This is a genomic window from Butyrivibrio sp. NC2002 (assembly GCF_000702265.1).
Taxonomy (GTDB): Bacteria; Bacillota; Clostridia; order Lachnospirales; family Lachnospiraceae; genus Butyrivibrio.
The window spans coordinates 1-16,546 of the sequence record NZ_JNKZ01000007.1 but is presented as its reverse complement, the minus strand read 5'-3'; the positions used below and the strand labels follow the sequence as shown (position 1 = coordinate 16,546).

Genomic DNA, 16,546 nt, shown 5'->3' with positions numbered 1-16,546 from the left:
TCAGTGCACCACTACTGTAGTTCCGACCTTTGCCATATCATATAAACTGACCGCTGCATCATGTGGCAGATTGACACATCCATGAGATCCGTTTGTCTGGTATATTGTTCCTCCAAAGCTATCACGCCACAAGGCATCATGAATTCCGATATTACCGTTAAACGGCATCCATCTGTCCACCCATACATTCCATGTAGGCCCTGTAAGAAACTTTCCCGGGACCTGTGTTGTAATACTATATATTCCACAGGGCGTTCCCCTGCCAAGGCTTGTATTTCCTGTTACGCACGGAGACTGAAGTTTTAATTCTCCATTTTCAAAATAGGTAACAGTCTGTGATTCTATATTTATATCAACGTAAGTCTGGTATGTGGGCTCATCTGAAGAAGGCGTCTTTACTACCTGCACGGAAGGATTGTTGTATGCTTCATATTCTTCCACCGCATTTTGAAATCTTCCTTCTTTTATCCCAAAAGTAAGATAATGATTGTACAATGTCTGCGGATCTGTACCAAGCTCGTTTACAACATCCGGATACTTTGCTGCATAATAAGCTGCATCAAACCCATCTGCTCTTGCGCTCATCCCAAATATAATGAGACATGCAGACATGCACATAATAGAATAAAACAGTTTTTTAACCATATATAATGTCCCCCTCATAAGACAAAATATAATCATTCATAAACTGCGAATAATACTGAATTATTACATAAATAGAATATCATATATCGTGTATGAATGTTCATATTTACGAAAATTTAATATCATCTTTAAGTTTCTTTAACTACTGCGGTTTTCACCATTTACTTTCAAACTTTAACGTGATATAGTGTCTATTGATGGCTTTTCATGCCAAGATTGGAGGAGAAAACATGTCTTTTCAATATATACAACAACTTCCCTCTCCTGAGGAAATTCGTGAAGAGTTCCCTTTATCCGGGAATCTCTTAGCATTAAAAAAGGAACATGACAAAGAGATTTCGGATATTCTTACCGGAAAAAGCAACAAATTCATGGTTATTGTAGGTCCCTGCTCTGCAGATAATGAAGATGCCGTATGTGACTATGTTTCAAGACTTGCTAAGGTTAATGAGAAGGTAAAGGATAAGCTCATTCTTGTTCCCAGAATATATACAAACAAGCCAAGAACTACCGGTGAAGGCTACAAAGGTATCACTTCCCAGCCCGATCCCGAGGGAAAAACAGATTTCCGTGCAGGTCTTATTGCTATGAGACACATGCAGATAAAGGCAATTGAAGAATCCGGACTTACTGCTGCTGATGAGATGCTCTATCCCGAAAACTGGGGATATGTTGCTGACATACTTTCATACGTAGCGATCGGTGCACGTTCAGTTGAAGATCAGGAGCACAGAATGGTTGCCAGTGGTTTCGATGTTCCTGCCGGAATGAAGAATCCAACAAGCGGCACATTAAGCGTAATGCTCAATTCAGTATATGCTTCACAGCTTCCTCATTCTTTTGTTTACAGAGGTTACGAAGTTAAGACTAATGGTAATCCGCTTGCTCACTGCGTATTAAGAGGTTCAAGTAATAAGCACGGTCAGTCTCAGCCCAACTATCACTATGAGGATTTGAATCTGCTTTCTGAACTCTATGCTGAAAGAGATATCAAGAATCCTGCTGCGATCATCGATGCCAACCATAATAACTCCGGTAAAAAATTCCGCGAGCAGATAAGAATCGTAAAAGAAGTGCTTCACTCAAGAAGTCAGAACACCAATATCAAAGACCTTGTAAAAGGTGTGATGATAGAGAGTTATATTGAGGAAGGCAGCCAGAAAATTGGCGAAGGTATATATGGAAAATCAATTACTGATCCTTGTCTTGGATGGAATGATACAGAAAGACTCCTTCTAGATATCGCTGATCTTGTCTAAAATTCTTCAATAAAAAAATTTTTTTATCATATAAAATAAAAAGCTGTGACAAATGATACAAAACGAAAATCACTTATCACAGCTTTTTTGATTCTTAATTTATCTGTTTTTAATATTTTTTAAATCAATCATTACTCTTTTTAAGTTTTTTGTCAGATGTGCGTACTATTATAGACATCTCTTATATAGTCCTTTGTTTCCTTGGCATATTTTTTCATAGAGGAAGGGCTTACATGTCCCATCATAAACTGAACAGCATCAAGGTCAGCTCCCCTCTCAACCATATGCGCAGCAAAACTGTGTCTTAACATCTCCGGAGTAATTGTCATATCAAGTCCTGCTTCTTTTGCATAAGTCCTAAGCATCTTCCAGAGTCCCTGCCTGCTGATACTTTCCCCTTTGTAGTTCACAAACAAAAGACTTTCAGATGTAGAAGTTATCAGATGTCTTCTGCCCTCATTCAGATAGCTCATAAGGACATCCCTCGTAGCCTTATCAAAAGGAATCATCCTCTCCCTCTTTGCACCTCTAACCTCTATGCTTCCTATCTGCATATCAAGGTCTTCGAGTTTTAATTTTGCAAGCTCTGACACCTTTATTCCGGTGGCATATAACAAATTGAGGATTGCCAGATCCCTCTGGCCTTTTGGGCTATTTGATTCCGGCATTTCAAAGAGCTTTTTTATCTGAGTTCTGGTAAGTATTTCCGGAGCCTTTCCTTCCACCTTCGGTGACTTTAAATTCTCTGAAATATCATATTTTAGTTTTTTCACACCGCAAAGATACTTGCAGAAACTTTTTATAGATACAATATTTCTTGCTATGGTAGATGCAGATTTACCTTCATCCTTAAGCTTCTCTATATACTCCGCCAAAAAATCCGAAGTAAGTTCCTCTCCCGAAAAAATCCCCTTCTCATGCGCAAAGGAAGCAACCTTATTTAGATCTACTGCGTAAGAACGGATGGTGTTTTCACTCATCCGTCCTTCAAGTTTTAATTCAGTTATATATTTCTGAACTTCTTCCATACTTTATTCGTTTTCCTTAAGGATTTCATCAAGTTTAGCAAACATTTCAAGGTTATCAAGTGTAGCAAAATAATCCCTTGGAGTCTGCGCTCTTCTTATACACTCTACTCTTCCGTCCTCTTTAAGAAGAAGTTCGCTGCTCCAGAGCTTACCGTTATAGTTATATCCCATTGCAAATCCGTGAGCACCAGTGTCATGTATAAACAGATAATCTCCCATCTCAATTTCCGGAAGTTCTCTGTCTATTGCAAACTTATCGTTGTTTTCGCAAAGAGAACCGACAACATCATAAATGTGATCACACCTTGCATCTTCTTTTCCAAGAACTGTTATGTGGTGGTAAGAACCGTACATAGCTGGTCTCATCAGATTTACAGCACATGCATCTACGCCTATATACTCCTTGTAAATATGCTTTTCATGGATTGCCTTTGTCACAAGACCACCATATGGGCCAAGCATAAATCTTCCCATCTCGGTATAGATAGCGACATCACCCATTCCTGCAGGAACAAGTAGCTTCTCAAACTGCTCTCTTACGCCTTCTCCGATTTTTAATATATCATTGGGTTCCTGATCAGGCTTGTATGGAATTCCTACTCCGCCGGAGAGATTTATAAATTTAATCTTACAGTCAGTTTCTTCCTGTACCTCGCGGGCAAGCTCAAACAACTGACCTGCGAGCATAGGATAATATTCATTGGTAACTGTATTACTTGCCAAAAAAGCATGAATTCCGAAGCTCTTTACTCCGTATGACTTAAGAAGCTTATAGCTATCTATCAGCTGTTTCTTAGTCATGCCATACTTAGAATCTCCGGGATTATCCATGATGCCGTTGCTCATCTGAAATACTCCGCCCGGATTATATCTACAGCTTATGGTTTCCGGAAGTCTTCCTCCAAGCGCTTGCCTTGCAAATTCAATATGAGTAATATCATCGAAATTAATGATACCGCCTATCTTATCTGCATATACAAACTCAGATGCAGGAGTATCATTGGATGAAAACATGATAAGTTCTCCCTTGGCACCTACTGCCTTACTGAGCATAAGCTCTGTAATTGATGAACAGTCAAAGCCGCATCCCTCTTTCATCAGGATATCCATTATAACTGGATTGGGAGTTGCTTTTACCGCAAAGTATTCCCTAAATCCGGGATTCCATGAAAAAGCTTTATTGACAGCCCTTGCATTCTCAATAATTCCCTTCTCATCATAAATATGAAAAGGTGTCGGATACTTTTTTGTTATCTCTTCGATCTGTTCTTTGGTTACAAATGCTTTCTTCATAATCTCCTCGCAATCCGGCAGAAATAAAACTGTCCTTTTTTTCATAGTATTAAATAAAAATACATTTTATGCATTTCACTTTAATACGTTACCATGAAAAAAAGATTGTGTACAGTTAAAATTTTATATATTTTCAATTTGCCAGTCTATGGGGGCTATATTATTCTTTTCAAGAAACTCATTACACTTCGAAAAGTGTTTGCATCCAAAAAATCCTCTGTATGCAGATAACGGGCTTGGATGAGGCGCTTTTAATACAAGCTGCTTAGGATTATTTAGCATTACTTCCTTGGACTGAGCGGGCTTTCCCCAAAGCAGATAGACTATAGGACGGTCCTCATTATTAAGCGCACGTATAATGGCATCGGTAAACTGCTCCCAACCTCTTCCCTTGTGAGAATTGGCATTATGAGCTCTTACTGTAAGTACAGTATTTAAAAGAAGCACTCCCTGATCCGCCCACTTTTTCAGATATCCATTGTTGGGAATATAGCAGCCAAGGTCGTTTTGAAGCTCATTATATATGTTTACAAGTGACGGAGGCGTATCCTGTCCGGGGAGGACTGAAAACGATAAGCCGTGAGCCTGCCCCGGCTCATGGTACGGATCCTGCCCCAGTATAAGAACCTTTACATCTTTAAGGGGAGTAAGGTGAAGTGCATTAAAAATATCATCTGCAGGCGGATAGATAGTTCGGGTGTTGTATTCACTTATCACGAATTTGTAGAGATTTTTGTAGTAGTCCTTCTTAAATTCCGGTTCAAGTGCCGGCAACCAGTCGTTAGAAATCATTGGCATAATTGTTTCTTCCTCGTATATTATGTATTGGCACGATTGCTCCGCAATCCTGCCCTATCGGTCGGAACCATTCCAAATCATGACTTCGTCATGATGGTTCCTCCCTTTTGTTCTGTAAAAAGCCCCCGGCAATCATCTCCAATCACCGAGGGCTAACTTAATTATTTAATTTTTCTGATAATTATCAGATTGTTGCTTCAGGATGATAGTTTTCCTTAATAGCGGTATAAAGTTCAGCATTTGTAGCATCCTGGTAAGGAGCAACATAGAAAACTCTGAGAATGAAGCATGTGAATGCAGCAAGGATGTTCCATCCAAGGAATGAAAGATCAAGAACAAAAGCATTCCACTTATGACCATTCATCATGTTTCTTGAAAGTGTGATAGCATCTGTAGCACTGATTTCAGGGTTCTCAGCAAGGATGTACGGAACCAGTCTGTATGAATATGACTTGATGATTCCGGGAATGATGAAGAGGCATGTCCACAGGCAAAGGAACAGATCTCTTAAGAATATTGTCTTAACAATATTCATATATCTATTCTTGAAACCAAAAGTAAGTTCCTTAAGATCGGCCTTCTCGGTCTGACGGTTGACAATGTAGAATCTCTGTCCACCAACTTCAAGCGGATTCATTACAAAAATATCGATTACGCATGAAACTACTACTACTCCTAAGATAGCAACAAAAATTGCAATAAGAACTGCAGGATCAATAGCTGCTAAATCAGAAGACTGTGTTTCATTCGAAGCAGCACGAGACGTACTACCTGATGCAGCACCTGTTGCAATCCCCAAAACGATTGAAGCTACAACAGAAGGCCAGTAATTCTTTTTGAAATTCAATTTGCCATTTGTTTTAAGTTGAGCTCTAGTCCACATAATATTCTCCCCTTTTCTCTTTTTAAATGTTTGTATTACTACTAATATAATATACAAATCTGAAAACTTATTCAATAATTCAAACAATTATTTTTGATCATGCTCTTACATTTTCTGATATAGGCATCAGATTCTAACCGGAACGTTTTTATCCCTTAAGTATTCTTTTAAGTCTTTTATCTCAAGTTCCTTATAATGAAAAAGTGAAGCTGCAAGCGCGGCATCAGCCTTTCCTTCGGTAAGAGCCTCATAAAAATGCTCTTTTGTGCCGGCACCTCCTGATGCGATCACAGGGATCGAAACAGCCTCAGATACCTGCCTTGTCAGTTTAATGTCATATCCTTCCTTTGTTCCATCACCGTCCATACTGGTTAGAAGTATCTCTCCTGCACCGAGGCTTTCAGCTTTTTTAGCCCACTCTATCGCATCAAGTCCGGTATCGATCCTGCCTCCGTTTTTGTAGACATTAAATCCGCCATCGTCCCTTCTTTTGGCATCGATAGCAACAACAACGCATTGAGATCCGAATTTCTCAGAAGCCTCTTTGATGAGCTCGGGCCTGTTGATTGCAGCTGAATTGACAGAAACCTTATCAGCGCCTTCTCTTAGGATTGCCTTCATATCATCGACAGTCCTTATTCCTCCACCTACAGTGAATGGAATAAAGACCTCATCCGCAACACGTTTTACTAGCTCCTGAACAGTATTTCTGGCATCAGAGGTCGCTGTTATATCAAGAAAAACAAGTTCATCAGCGCCTTCCTTTGAATACGCTTTTCCTACCTCAACAGGATCCCCCGCATCCCTTAGTTCCACAAAATTTATTCCCTTTACTACCCTTCCGTCCTTGACGTCAAGGCACGGTATTATTCTCTTTGTAAGCATTTGTCATTCTCCGTTTATATCTTAGTGAAGTTTTCAAGAATCATCATTCCGGTATCAGAGCTTTTTTCCGGATGAAACTGACATGCAAAAACATTTCCCTTCTCAACCGAAGCATGGATAGTTGTTCCGTATTCACATGTAGCTTTCACTATGCTTTCATCCTTTGCTGTAAGATAATAAGAATGAACAAAATAGACATAAGAATCTTCCGCTATACCACTAAAAAGTCTTCCATTATTTTGAAGCTTTAAATTATTCCATCCGATCTGTGGTATTTTAAGTCGTCCATTATCGTCGGGAATTCTCCTGATGGTTCCCTCTAAAATACCAAGACCTGTAGCACCTTTTGATTCCTCACTGGAATCAAAAAGCAGCTGCAGGCCAAGGCATATTCCCAAAAATGGGACATCTTTATCACAAACTGTTTTTATTACATCATTAAGACCGTATTCGTCGATCTTTTTCATTGCGTCGCCAAAAGAACCAACCCCGGGAAGTACTACATGGTCAGCACGATAGATATCGTCTTTTGATCTGGTTACGCATACATCTTTACCCAAAAATCTAAAAGCTTTTTCAACGCTCTTTATGTTTCCGGCATCATAATCAATAATTGCAAGCATCAAATCACATCCCCATTTTAAGATATCGATTCTCAGCTTTCTTTTGGCAAAATATCATTAATAGTACCGGTAATCTCCATGATACGTTTGGTGTAAGCTGCAGGATCATCGAGTTTGTTTACTTCCTCTATTCCCGTACTGTCAAGGCCATAGGTTTCAGCGAGTATCGATTCGATATTAGAATACACGTTTTCAACTTCGCCTGCAACCTGATATTCCTCAGCCTCTGCCAAAATCTGGTCTTTGGATCTCATTGCTATAAGCAGACTATCGAGCGCTTCGTCCTTCATATTCATTGCTTTATAGTTGTTGTACGAATCAAGGTAATACTTTGCACTTGTCAAAAGTCTTGCCTGATGATACAAAAGCGTCTGCTCTTCGCTAAGCTTCTTTCCGTACAAAAGCTTATAAGCGGTAGTATAATCTCCTACATTATAAGCACTCTCTGCTCGTTTCGTAATTATCCTGTTAGGAAGAACAATTGTCGGCAGACAGCACAGAACTCCTATACTGAATGCAAACAGCATGGAAATAGCCACTTTCTTAGGCGCAAGAGCCTTCTCCGGTTTTCCGTCATCTACCTTAGGCTTCTTTTCTTTCTTTGGCTTCTTTTCCTTTGGCGGCTTAGGCTTCTTTTCTTTCTTTGGCTTCGGAGGTTTTTTCTCCTTTGGCTTCTTTTCTTTTTTCTTCTTGCCCTTCTTATCCTCTGCGGAAAGCTCATCGAGAACCTGCTGATTTTCATCTGTCAGGCTTGCAAGCTCATCGCCCTCGGGCTTTGGATTAAGCTCTTCATCTGTCTGTGTGAGAGTTTTGAAAAGAGCGGCAAATAATGCAAGTATAGGATTGGGACCTTTATTTTTCTTTTTCTTCTTACCCTTCTTTGGAGCTCCTTCACCTTCGCCAAGGCTAAGTTCATCATAATCTCCGCCTTTATCATCAACTTCATCAGGATCCGGAATATCATCCGATAAGCCGATATCGTCAAGGCCTTCCTCTGTCAATGCGCCAAGGAGGTCGTCAGGATTCATTTCTTCGCTTCCTTCAGCCGGTCCCTCTTCGCCTGCTCCATCGCTTTCTACTATATCATTTAGATTTATTTCTTCCTGTTCGCCGCCTTCTTTTGCATCAAGGTGAGCTGTATTCTCAAGATCCTCAACATCATCGCTCGCAAGAGAGTTCATTATAGCATCAAGGTCCGGCATATCTACATCTGATGGTTCAACCTCTCCTTCTCCATCAGCTCCGCCAAGCTCTGCAAGCATGCCATCAAGATCCATTTCAGAACCAATATCATCACCTTCTGCGCTGGCGGATTCATCGGTTTCACCTACATCCCCTAGCATATCATCAAGCTCAGCATTTACATCATCAAGGCTTATGTCAGAATCATCCTGACTCTCCTCTGCCCCTTCTGCCTGAGCCATTGCCTCATCAAAACCGGCCAAAGCCTCTTCCAATGCTGCATCATCTGCTGGCGCACTTTCAGAAGGGCTCTCCGTTGAAGGCTCATCCCCGGCAAGCATGGCATCAAGGTCTATTTCTTCAAGCACTTCCTCAGGTGCTGCCTCTTGAGCAGCCTCATCCATTGCTGGCTCTTCCATAGTAATTTCCTCCGATGCTGCCTCTTCAGATACTGCCTCTTCAATTACAGGTTCTTCCATTGCAGCTTCTTCTATCGCAGCTTCGCCGGCCGCAGACTCTTCTGCTGCCATGTCTGCTACAGGCTCTTCTACTGTCGGTTCTTCCATAGCGGTTTCGTCTATCGCTATCTCTTCAACTGCAGGCTCTTCTACTGCCGGTTCTTCCATCGCGGTTTCGTCTATCGCTATCTCTTCAACTGCAGGCTCTTCCGCTGCAGCCTCGTCTATCACAGGCTCTTCCATCGCAGCTTCATCTAACGCTATTTCGCTGGCCGCAGGCTCTTCTGCTGCAGCCTCGTCTATCACAGGCCCTTCCATCGTAGCTTCGCCGGCACCACTTTCGTCCGCCAGCATTGCATCTGAAGAAGCTTCATCCATTGAGGCCGCTTCATCAGAAGCCGCCGCTTCAACTCCGTCAGATAAAGCAGCATCCATCTCATCAACATTCATCTGCGATTCATCCAAGGACATATCTCCCCCTTGATTATCCGCAGGTATATCTTCCATAGATATATCAGAAACCGTTTCTTCCGGAGGTATACTATCCGTCGACAGTTCATCAATATTTAAATCTATTTCCGGCATAGCTTCTTCGTTATTCGTAGCAATACTGTCGGAACTCAGATCTCCGAATTTTCCAGCATGATCAGCGGTCACAGCACTTTCATCGCTCTTTGCTCCGTCTAAAAATCCATCGAGATCTACCAGTCCATCAGTTTCAACATCCTCAAGGCTTCCAATATTATCAATATTTTTTAATATCTGCTCAGCAGCCTCTCCCTCGCTCTCAGTTTCCATATTATCAAGCATTTCACTGATATTGTCTTGAGCTTTAGCATCCTCCATAGCTCCAAGGGTATTCATTATGCTCTCAGGAGATTCATATAATGAATCATCAAGCTCTGAGTTCATAAGTTCTTCTTCCGCAGAAGTCTCCGGTGCCATCTCAAATAAAGTCTCATCCGCACCTTCCGGTATTTCGGGCGCAACTTCATCCATTATATCAGTTTCTTCCATTGGAGATTTTTCTTCTGAAACAGACATAGCTTCAGCTTTTGCTATAGCCTCATCAAGCGCAAGCTCATCCGCATCCTTAACATAAGAGTCCGGAATATCCTCCCCAACAGTATATTGCTGCAAATTTTCATCTTTTGGTGCACTAATAGTTTCCAGGACATTTTCCATTCCTGAATCCAGAATCTCCCCACTTTCAAGCTTGTTAAACATATCCCCAATTTCTTCAAGCTCACTGTTCGAAGATGTGCTCATAGCCTCATTCAAATTTTCGTCTGAAACACTTACAGATACTGTAGTTTTGGCAATACCGGAATTAGCATCCTTTTTAAGTGAATTCAAAAGACTATCCAAGTACTCTTCATTTTTAGACTTCATGATTGTCTACCCCTACCCCTAAAAAATTTAAACTCCCTTCATTGTAGCAGTTATTGAAAGATTTTTCACAACTGAAGCAATAAAGGGAGTTATCTTCAAATCATATATCTTTATTGGGCATCGCCATCAGCATGAACCAGTTCATCAATAACAGATACCAGGTTACCGATTTCCGGCTTTGACAGCTGCCTGTCAGCTCCTAAGGACTCACCCTTTCTACGCATTTCTTCGTTAACAAGCGACGAGAAAATAATAAGAGGAATCTGCTTTGTTTCATCATCACTCTTAACAAGCTTTGTAAGTCTGTGACCATCCATGATAGGCATTTCTATATCTGTAATGATACATTTAACCTTATCAAGCTGTCCTCTGTCCTTACATCCCTTGATATAATCATATGCCAGTTTACCATTCTCGAAGTGTCTGACATTGTCATATCCGGCCTTCTTAAGAGAGTCAACAATAAGTTTGTTAAGCAGCTGTGAATCCTCTGCAAGAACAATCGGAATCTCGTTTCTTGTTCTCGGTCCGATCTCCGTGAGCTGAGCCACATTAAGACCTGTATTAGGATTGATATCAGATACAATCTTCTCGAAGTCAAGAATTATTATGAGTCTTTCTTCAAGTTTGATAATACCTGTTGAAATACTTTCCTCGGCTTTTGAAATTGTCGCATTGGGCTTAATAATATCTGCCCATGAAACACGATGAATTCCAATTACAGCATCAACATGAAAAGCGATATCCAGCTTATTGAAGTTAGTAATTATGAAAAGTCCACCGGGTTTGGACGCACCACGTTGCAGACAGTTTCTAAGATCAATTGCCGTAATCATAGTATCACGCGGCATAAAAATTCCTTCTATGCTGGGATGCGCGTTAGGAACTGGCGTGACCTCCTGATAAACTATAATTTCTTTAATCTTTGCAACGTTAATGCCGTAGCAATGATCGTCAATCTTGAATTCGAGAACTTCAAGCTCATTCGTACCGTTTTCAAGCAAGATCTTAGATTCCATATTTTCACCTCACGCTTTTACAACAATGTAATTGCTTCAAAACAAACTAAAAACCGATTGAATATATATTTAATATCCTAATTAAGTATAGCATATACGTTTTGAAAATAAATAGAAAAAATGAAAAAGACAGCCGAATTGACTGTCTTTTTAGAAACTGTTAATAAGTATTTTAGAAACTTAAGAAATTGTGTAGTGTCTGCATTTACAGATAATAATTTTTCCGTTTTGATTATGAGTTTTTACATGTTCTTCAAAAAATCATCAGCAAGTTCAGGCCACAATTTGATTTCCGGATAAGTTACGTCTGGCACATACTTTACTTCGCCATAATCTCTTATAAGTTCCTCTTCCTTCTCTTTTGAAACCTCTACTTCTTTATTCTTTATAGCTTCCATCGTTTTGAAAACCTGCTCGTAAGTATATGGATCCCCGAATTCATGCCTTGCCCAATTTGCATTGCCAAGGCTCAGTCCATGGTGTCCCTTTGAAAAAACATGCAGAGCATAAAGAACACCATTTTTCCTAAGTGCGGACTCATACAAATAGCTGTTTTCAACAGGAACAGTCTCATCAGTAGCTGTATGCCACAAAAATGTTGGCGGAGTATCTTTTGTCACCTGCTTCTCAAGTGAATAATAATCCAATTCTTCTTTGCTGGCATCACTTCCTACAAGCGCATCAAATGATTCTCTGTGCGCAAACTCACCGGATGTTATAACCGGATAAGAAAGAATTGCCGCATCAGGTCTGTTTGAAATATTTTCAAGCTGATCATCAGGATCCTTAATATCATCAAAATGTACGCAGACAGATCCAACAAGGTGTGCTCCGGCTGAAAAGCCGCAAACATAGACTTTATTTTCATCTATTCCATAGGAATCAGCATTTGCTCTTACCAATCTTATTGCCCTGGATAAATCTTCCATCGGCAGATCTTTTAAAGGCTCTTTCCATAAAAGATTTGTTGTATATGTCACAACAAACGTGTTATAGCCCATCTTATAGAATCTATCCGCTACTATTTTGGCTTCAGTTGGAGAAACTATGTAATAGCCACCTCCGGGAACAACGATCATGCAAGGATGCTTTGCATCATCATCGTGAAGATAGCTCACCATATTTGGCTCAAACCCAAATGCATAAGGATAATTATATTCTCCATCTTTCCAAATATTTATCCTTTCACTTTTCATATTATGGTCAGCAATAATTTTTTCCATCCATATCATGTTATACCAGTTTCCGAATTTACGACCACATTTATAAAAAGATCCTATTTTAGTAAAACCAAGATGCTCATGGAATCGTTCACTGTTTTTAGTAAGATATTTATCTTCAAAAATAGGATCACCGATGCAAGCATACATATTGGTGTATCCAAGCTCTTTAAGTTCTTTTTCAAGTTCTGAATATAATATTCTTCCGTAGCCCTTTTTCCTTGCATCTTTATCAAGATAAATAGTAAGTTCACATGACTTACCATACGCCGATCTTCCTACAAAAGAGCTGGCATACGCATATCCATAGATTTCGCCATCATCTTCGAGTACTATGTAAGGATGCTCATTTGAAATAGTTTTTATTCTGTTCTCAAATTCTTCAAGTGAAGGAATTTCCTCCTCAAAAGTTATCGCTGTATCGGTAATATAATATGCATATATTTCCAATAATCTTCCGGCATCATTTAGCTTTGCTTTTCTAACTGTTATCATTTTCCATCCCCACTTTTTTCATTAATTACATCGCCCAAACATCACGTAAAAAGGACACTATATCAAAGTCAAAAACATCGCATAGTGTTTCTGAAGTAATCACTTCCTTCTTTTCTCCTGAAAGAAGTATTTTCCCATCCTTTAGGCATACTACATCATCTGCCATCCTTGCCGCAATATTAATATCATGAAAAACTCCTATAATTGTCGGCATATATTTCTTACCGTCGGCCCATGCCACACCATTTCTTTTCCACTCATTAAGATAATGCATGAATTCTGCCTGCACCTTTAGATCCAGATGATTCATTGGTTCATCAAGTAAGATCACAGGGCTTCTTTGAGCTATACATCTTGCAAGCATAACTTTCTGAAGCTGTCCTCCGGATAAAGAAGTGATTTTCTTATCCACAATTTGTGAAAGGCCAAACGTTTCTATTGTTTCATCGACTATTTCTTTATTATCCCTGCTGTAATCTCCCCAAAAAGAATTATGGACATATCTCCCCTGCATGATCGTATCATATACATTATAGGAAAAATACACATGTGATACTTGAGAAAGCAAAGCAATCCTGGCTGCAATCTGTTTTCGGGTCATGGTATCTATATTTTTTTGATCAAACAGTACTTTCCCTCTATGACGAAGAAGACCTGCTATCACTCTGAGCAAAGTTGTTTTTCCGGAACCATTGCTACCAATTATTGAAACAGAACTGCCTTCTCTTATATCAAGCGATATATCTTTTAAGACATAGTCATTCTCTTTTTTTCCACTGCTATATCCTGCAAAAACATGCGATATAGAAATAATATTTTTCTTTTCCGGCATATTATTTTCTGCCTCCAAAATAAACAAGCAAAAAGAACGGACCTCCAAGAAGAGCTGTTATCGCGCCGACCGGAATATCCTGTGGTGCAAGTACAACCCTTGCTATAAGATCACATAAGCTCATAAACGCTCCACCAACAAGCATACTCATAGGAATCGTAATTCTGTGATTGTATCCGTAAATTTTTCTAACTATATGAGGAACCATAAGATCCACAAAGCCTATTACACCCGCAAAGCATACTGACACTCCGGTAAATACAGCAGCTAAAACAATGAGTATGATTTTTGTTTTTCTTGTATTAACCCCAATGCTCATAGCTCCCTCATCACCAAATGAGATAATATCAAGTTCCTTATGAAAGAAGCTGGTTATAATGAGAACAATCATAGTCACAATACTTATAACCGCTACGTGGCTCCATCTTTTTCCGGAAAAAGTTCCCATCTGCCATAAGATCAGTCTTTGCATATGTGACTGGTTTAGCGCTGAAATCATTGTAAGAATCGCATTTATAAATAGTGAGAATACCATTCCGAACAAAATAATCGTATGATTATGGAGTCCTTCATCAATTCTCGAGGCAATAAGTATAACAATTAGCACCGTAAGAAAGCCGCACATAAAACCAACAAATGGAAGAAGAAAAAATCCCCATATTGTTCCTCCGACTCCCATTACTATGAGAATAGCAGCTCCAAGAGATGCACCGGAAGAAACTCCAAGAGTATACGATGAGGCAAGTGGATTCTGTAAAATGCTCTGCATGATAAGACCGCTTACCGCCAGCGCTCCTCCAACAAAAAAAGCTGTAAGTGCCCTTGGAATTCTTACTTCCCAAAGAATCGAAACCATATTTTTATCGATACTATCTACAAGGCGCATGTTAAAAAGCTTATTCCCCAGAATACCTAATGTATCGTCTATATTTATATATACGCTTCCAATACATATACTAAGTAAAATGGCTGCCAGGCCAAAAAGACCGGCAGCCAGAATTTTAAGCAGCGTCATAGACTTATTCTGCATTCTAAATTTTCCTCTTATTCTGCAAATGAATATTTATCGGGATAAATATCTTCAGCCATCTCTTTCAAAGCAGAAATCACATGCTGATTAGGCTGATTTACTTCATCACTGCTAAGCTGGTATACCTCACTGTTAGCAATAGCATTAACATCATTCCAACCGTCCATACCAAGAATAACATTTATAACGTCCTCTGTATACATATCCGCTGTCAAAATAACATCAGGATTCATACCGATCGCAGCTTCCTCTGAAAGAGCAGGCCATGCTTCTGTTTCATCTGCAGCAACATTTTTTGCACCTATAATTTCAAGCATTTCATTGATATATGTGCCATTACCTGCTGTATAAATAACCGGATTATCTGCAGAGGGTGTATATAATTCAAATAATACACTCTTCTTTTCTTCTTCAGGAATAGATTCACCGATTGCCTGTATCTCTTGTATAGTATTATCCATCTCTTCTACAATTGCATCAGCTTTCTCTTCTTCGCCTACAACAGTACCTATAAAATTAATATCTTCTTCAATGTCAAGCAAAGTAGCACTGCTGGGAATATCTGTTATGCATACACCTGACTCTCTTACAGATTCATATACATCAGTACCACCACTCATACTCATTCCTGTTGTGAAAATAACATCTGCGCCAAGTGCAATAATCTGCTCCTGATCAGGAGTCATCATATCAAACTGAGGAATATCGCTATTTAATTCTGATGAATAACTGCCATAAGAATATGTATCACATGCAACTATTTTGTCAGATAAACCAAGGTCAATTAAAACTCTGGTAATAGAAGGAGCCATAGAAATTATTGAATTAACTTCTTCAGGTACAACTATATTATTGCCACTTCTGTCTGTAATAGTTCCATCAGCAATTTCTGCAGTTTCATCTGATTCTGTCTCACCATTATCTGATGCCTTTGAGCATCCTTCAATAGAAGCCAATACTAATGTAGCACTGATAATTGTAGCTAAAACTCTTTTCTTCATAATTTTTCTCCTCGTTTTCATAAAAGTTAAGTACTTTTATATAATAATGTATATCATTTATTTATAAAACAAAAAAAGATAGCTAAAAACTATCTTTTTTTAATCATTTTACAAAAAGGATTTACATATATTACTAAAGGCATGTGCCTTCAAAACCGAACACTGAATACATCTCAAATCCTTCTTCGTTCTATGTCCTTCTTGGACAAGCCCTCGACCTATTAGTACACATCAGCTGAACACGTTACCGTGCGTACACCTTGTGCCTATCTACCTCATAGTCTCTAAGGGGTCTTACTGCCGAAGCAGGGATATCTCATCTTGAGGGGGGCTTCACGCTTAGATGCCTTCAGCGTTTATCCCTTCCGGACTTGGCTACCCAGCCTTATGCATCTGGCGATGCAGCTGATACACCAGCGGTCCGTCCATCCCGGTCCTCTCGTACTAAGGACAGCTCCTCTCAGATATCCTACGCCCGCGCCGGATAGGGACCGAACTGTCTC

General features: G+C 39.7%; 14 protein-coding genes and 1 rRNA gene. 1 reads left to right on the top strand and 14 read right to left on the bottom strand.

Annotation, left to right across the window (positions count from 1 at the left end):
- The gene (locus tag T543_RS03425; RefSeq protein WP_051638504.1) at positions 1-645 is read right to left on the bottom strand and encodes a L,D-transpeptidase; all 645 of its coding nucleotides are present in this window, start codon (positions 643-645) and stop codon (positions 1-3) included.
- 230 nt (positions 646-875) lie between these two features.
- Between T543_RS03425 and T543_RS03420 the strand changes: the two genes are divergently transcribed.
- Positions 876-1,904: a 3-deoxy-7-phosphoheptulonate synthase gene (locus T543_RS03420; RefSeq protein WP_035765916.1), complete on the top strand. Its 1,029-nt coding sequence runs from the start codon at positions 876-878 to the stop codon at positions 1,902-1,904.
- 152 nt (positions 1,905-2,056) lie between these two features.
- Here T543_RS03420 and T543_RS03415 read toward each other — a convergent pair whose 3' ends face one another.
- The 13 genes from T543_RS03415 to T543_RS03355 form a co-directional block, all read right to left on the bottom strand.
- The gene (locus tag T543_RS03415) at positions 2,057-2,932 is read right to left on the bottom strand and encodes a tyrosine-type recombinase/integrase (protein WP_035765915.1); all 876 of its coding nucleotides are present in this window, start codon (positions 2,930-2,932) and stop codon (positions 2,057-2,059) included.
- 3 nt (positions 2,933-2,935) lie between these two features.
- Positions 2,936-4,228, bottom strand: coding sequence for a diaminopimelate decarboxylase (locus T543_RS03410; protein ID WP_035766462.1), 1,293 nt, complete (start codon positions 4,226-4,228; stop codon positions 2,936-2,938).
- Between the two features lie 120 nt (positions 4,229-4,348).
- On the bottom strand, positions 4,349-5,023 hold the full coding sequence (locus T543_RS03405) for a uracil-DNA glycosylase (protein WP_035765914.1): 675 nt from the start codon (positions 5,021-5,023) through the stop codon (positions 4,349-4,351).
- Between the two features lie 184 nt (positions 5,024-5,207).
- A complete protein-coding gene (locus T543_RS03400; RefSeq protein ID WP_035765913.1) occupies positions 5,208-5,906 on the bottom strand; it encodes a DUF975 family protein in 699 nt (232 codons plus the stop codon).
- Positions 5,907-6,032: 126 nt separating this feature from the next.
- Entirely contained in the window at positions 6,033-6,791 is a 759-nt protein-coding gene (gene hisF / locus T543_RS03395) for an imidazole glycerol phosphate synthase subunit HisF (protein ID WP_035765912.1), read from the bottom strand.
- 14 nt (positions 6,792-6,805) lie between these two features.
- On the bottom strand, positions 6,806-7,414 hold the full coding sequence (hisH, locus tag T543_RS03390) for an imidazole glycerol phosphate synthase subunit HisH (protein ID WP_035765911.1): 609 nt from the start codon (positions 7,412-7,414) through the stop codon (positions 6,806-6,808).
- Positions 7,415-7,446: 32 nt separating this feature from the next.
- Positions 7,447-10,446: a hypothetical protein gene (locus T543_RS03385; protein WP_035765910.1), complete on the bottom strand. Its 3,000-nt coding sequence runs from the start codon at positions 10,444-10,446 to the stop codon at positions 7,447-7,449.
- A 110-nt stretch (positions 10,447-10,556) separates the two neighbouring features.
- Positions 10,557-11,465, bottom strand: coding sequence for a chemotaxis protein (locus tag T543_RS03380; RefSeq protein WP_035765909.1), 909 nt, complete (start codon positions 11,463-11,465; stop codon positions 10,557-10,559).
- Between the two features lie 242 nt (positions 11,466-11,707).
- Positions 11,708-13,180 carry a GNAT family N-acetyltransferase gene (locus T543_RS16440; RefSeq protein WP_081829922.1) on the bottom strand — a complete coding sequence of 491 codons (1,473 nt, stop codon included), beginning with the start codon at positions 13,178-13,180 and terminating at the stop codon, positions 11,708-11,710.
- A 25-nt stretch (positions 13,181-13,205) separates the two neighbouring features.
- On the bottom strand, positions 13,206-14,012 hold the full coding sequence (locus tag T543_RS03370) for an ABC transporter ATP-binding protein (protein ID WP_051638503.1): 807 nt from the start codon (positions 14,010-14,012) through the stop codon (positions 13,206-13,208).
- 1 nt (position 14,013) lies between these two features.
- A complete protein-coding gene (locus T543_RS03365) occupies positions 14,014-15,042 on the bottom strand; it encodes a FecCD family ABC transporter permease (RefSeq protein ID WP_035765908.1) in 1,029 nt (342 codons plus the stop codon).
- Positions 15,043-15,056: 14 nt separating this feature from the next.
- Complete coding sequence (locus T543_RS03360) at positions 15,057-16,043, bottom strand: ABC transporter substrate-binding protein (RefSeq protein WP_035765907.1); 987 nt, start codon at positions 16,041-16,043, stop codon at positions 15,057-15,059.
- 201 nt (positions 16,044-16,244) lie between these two features.
- A 23S ribosomal RNA gene (locus T543_RS03355) occupies positions 16,245-16,546 on the bottom strand; the annotation flags it as partial.

What these genes read in the sequence shown, in the direction of transcription:
- hisF (WP_035765912.1), bottom strand. Translation starts at nt 6,791, where the DNA reads ATGCTTACAAAGAGAATAATACCGTGCCTTGACGTCAAGGACGGAAGG.
- T543_RS03415 (WP_035765915.1), bottom strand. Translation starts at nt 2,932, where the DNA reads ATGGAAGAAGTTCAGAAATATATAACTGAATTAAAACTTGAAGGACGG.
- T543_RS03360 (WP_035765907.1), bottom strand. Translation starts at nt 16,043, where the DNA reads ATGAAGAAAAGAGTTTTAGCTACAATTATCAGTGCTACATTAGTATTG.
- T543_RS03405 (WP_035765914.1), bottom strand. Translation starts at nt 5,023, where the DNA reads ATGCCAATGATTTCTAACGACTGGTTGCCGGCACTTGAACCGGAATTT.
- T543_RS03365 (WP_035765908.1), bottom strand. Translation starts at nt 15,042, where the DNA reads ATGCAGAATAAGTCTATGACGCTGCTTAAAATTCTGGCTGCCGGTCTT.
- T543_RS03380 (WP_035765909.1), bottom strand. Translation starts at nt 11,465, where the DNA reads ATGGAATCTAAGATCTTGCTTGAAAACGGTACGAATGAGCTTGAAGTT.
- hisH (WP_035765911.1), bottom strand. Translation starts at nt 7,414, where the DNA reads ATGCTTGCAATTATTGATTATGATGCCGGAAACATAAAGAGCGTTGAA.
- T543_RS03425 (WP_051638504.1), bottom strand. Translation starts at nt 645, where the DNA reads ATGGTTAAAAAACTGTTTTATTCTATTATGTGCATGTCTGCATGTCTC.
- T543_RS03370 (WP_051638503.1), bottom strand. Translation starts at nt 14,012, where the DNA reads ATGCCGGAAAAGAAAAATATTATTTCTATATCGCATGTTTTTGCAGGA.
- T543_RS03420 (WP_035765916.1), top strand. Translation starts at nt 876, where the DNA reads ATGTCTTTTCAATATATACAACAACTTCCCTCTCCTGAGGAAATTCGT.
- T543_RS16440 (WP_081829922.1), bottom strand. Translation starts at nt 13,180, where the DNA reads ATGATAACAGTTAGAAAAGCAAAGCTAAATGATGCCGGAAGATTATTG.
- T543_RS03400 (WP_035765913.1), bottom strand. Translation starts at nt 5,906, where the DNA reads ATGTGGACTAGAGCTCAACTTAAAACAAATGGCAAATTGAATTTCAAA.
- T543_RS03385 (WP_035765910.1), bottom strand. Translation starts at nt 10,446, where the DNA reads ATGAAGTCTAAAAATGAAGAGTACTTGGATAGTCTTTTGAATTCACTT.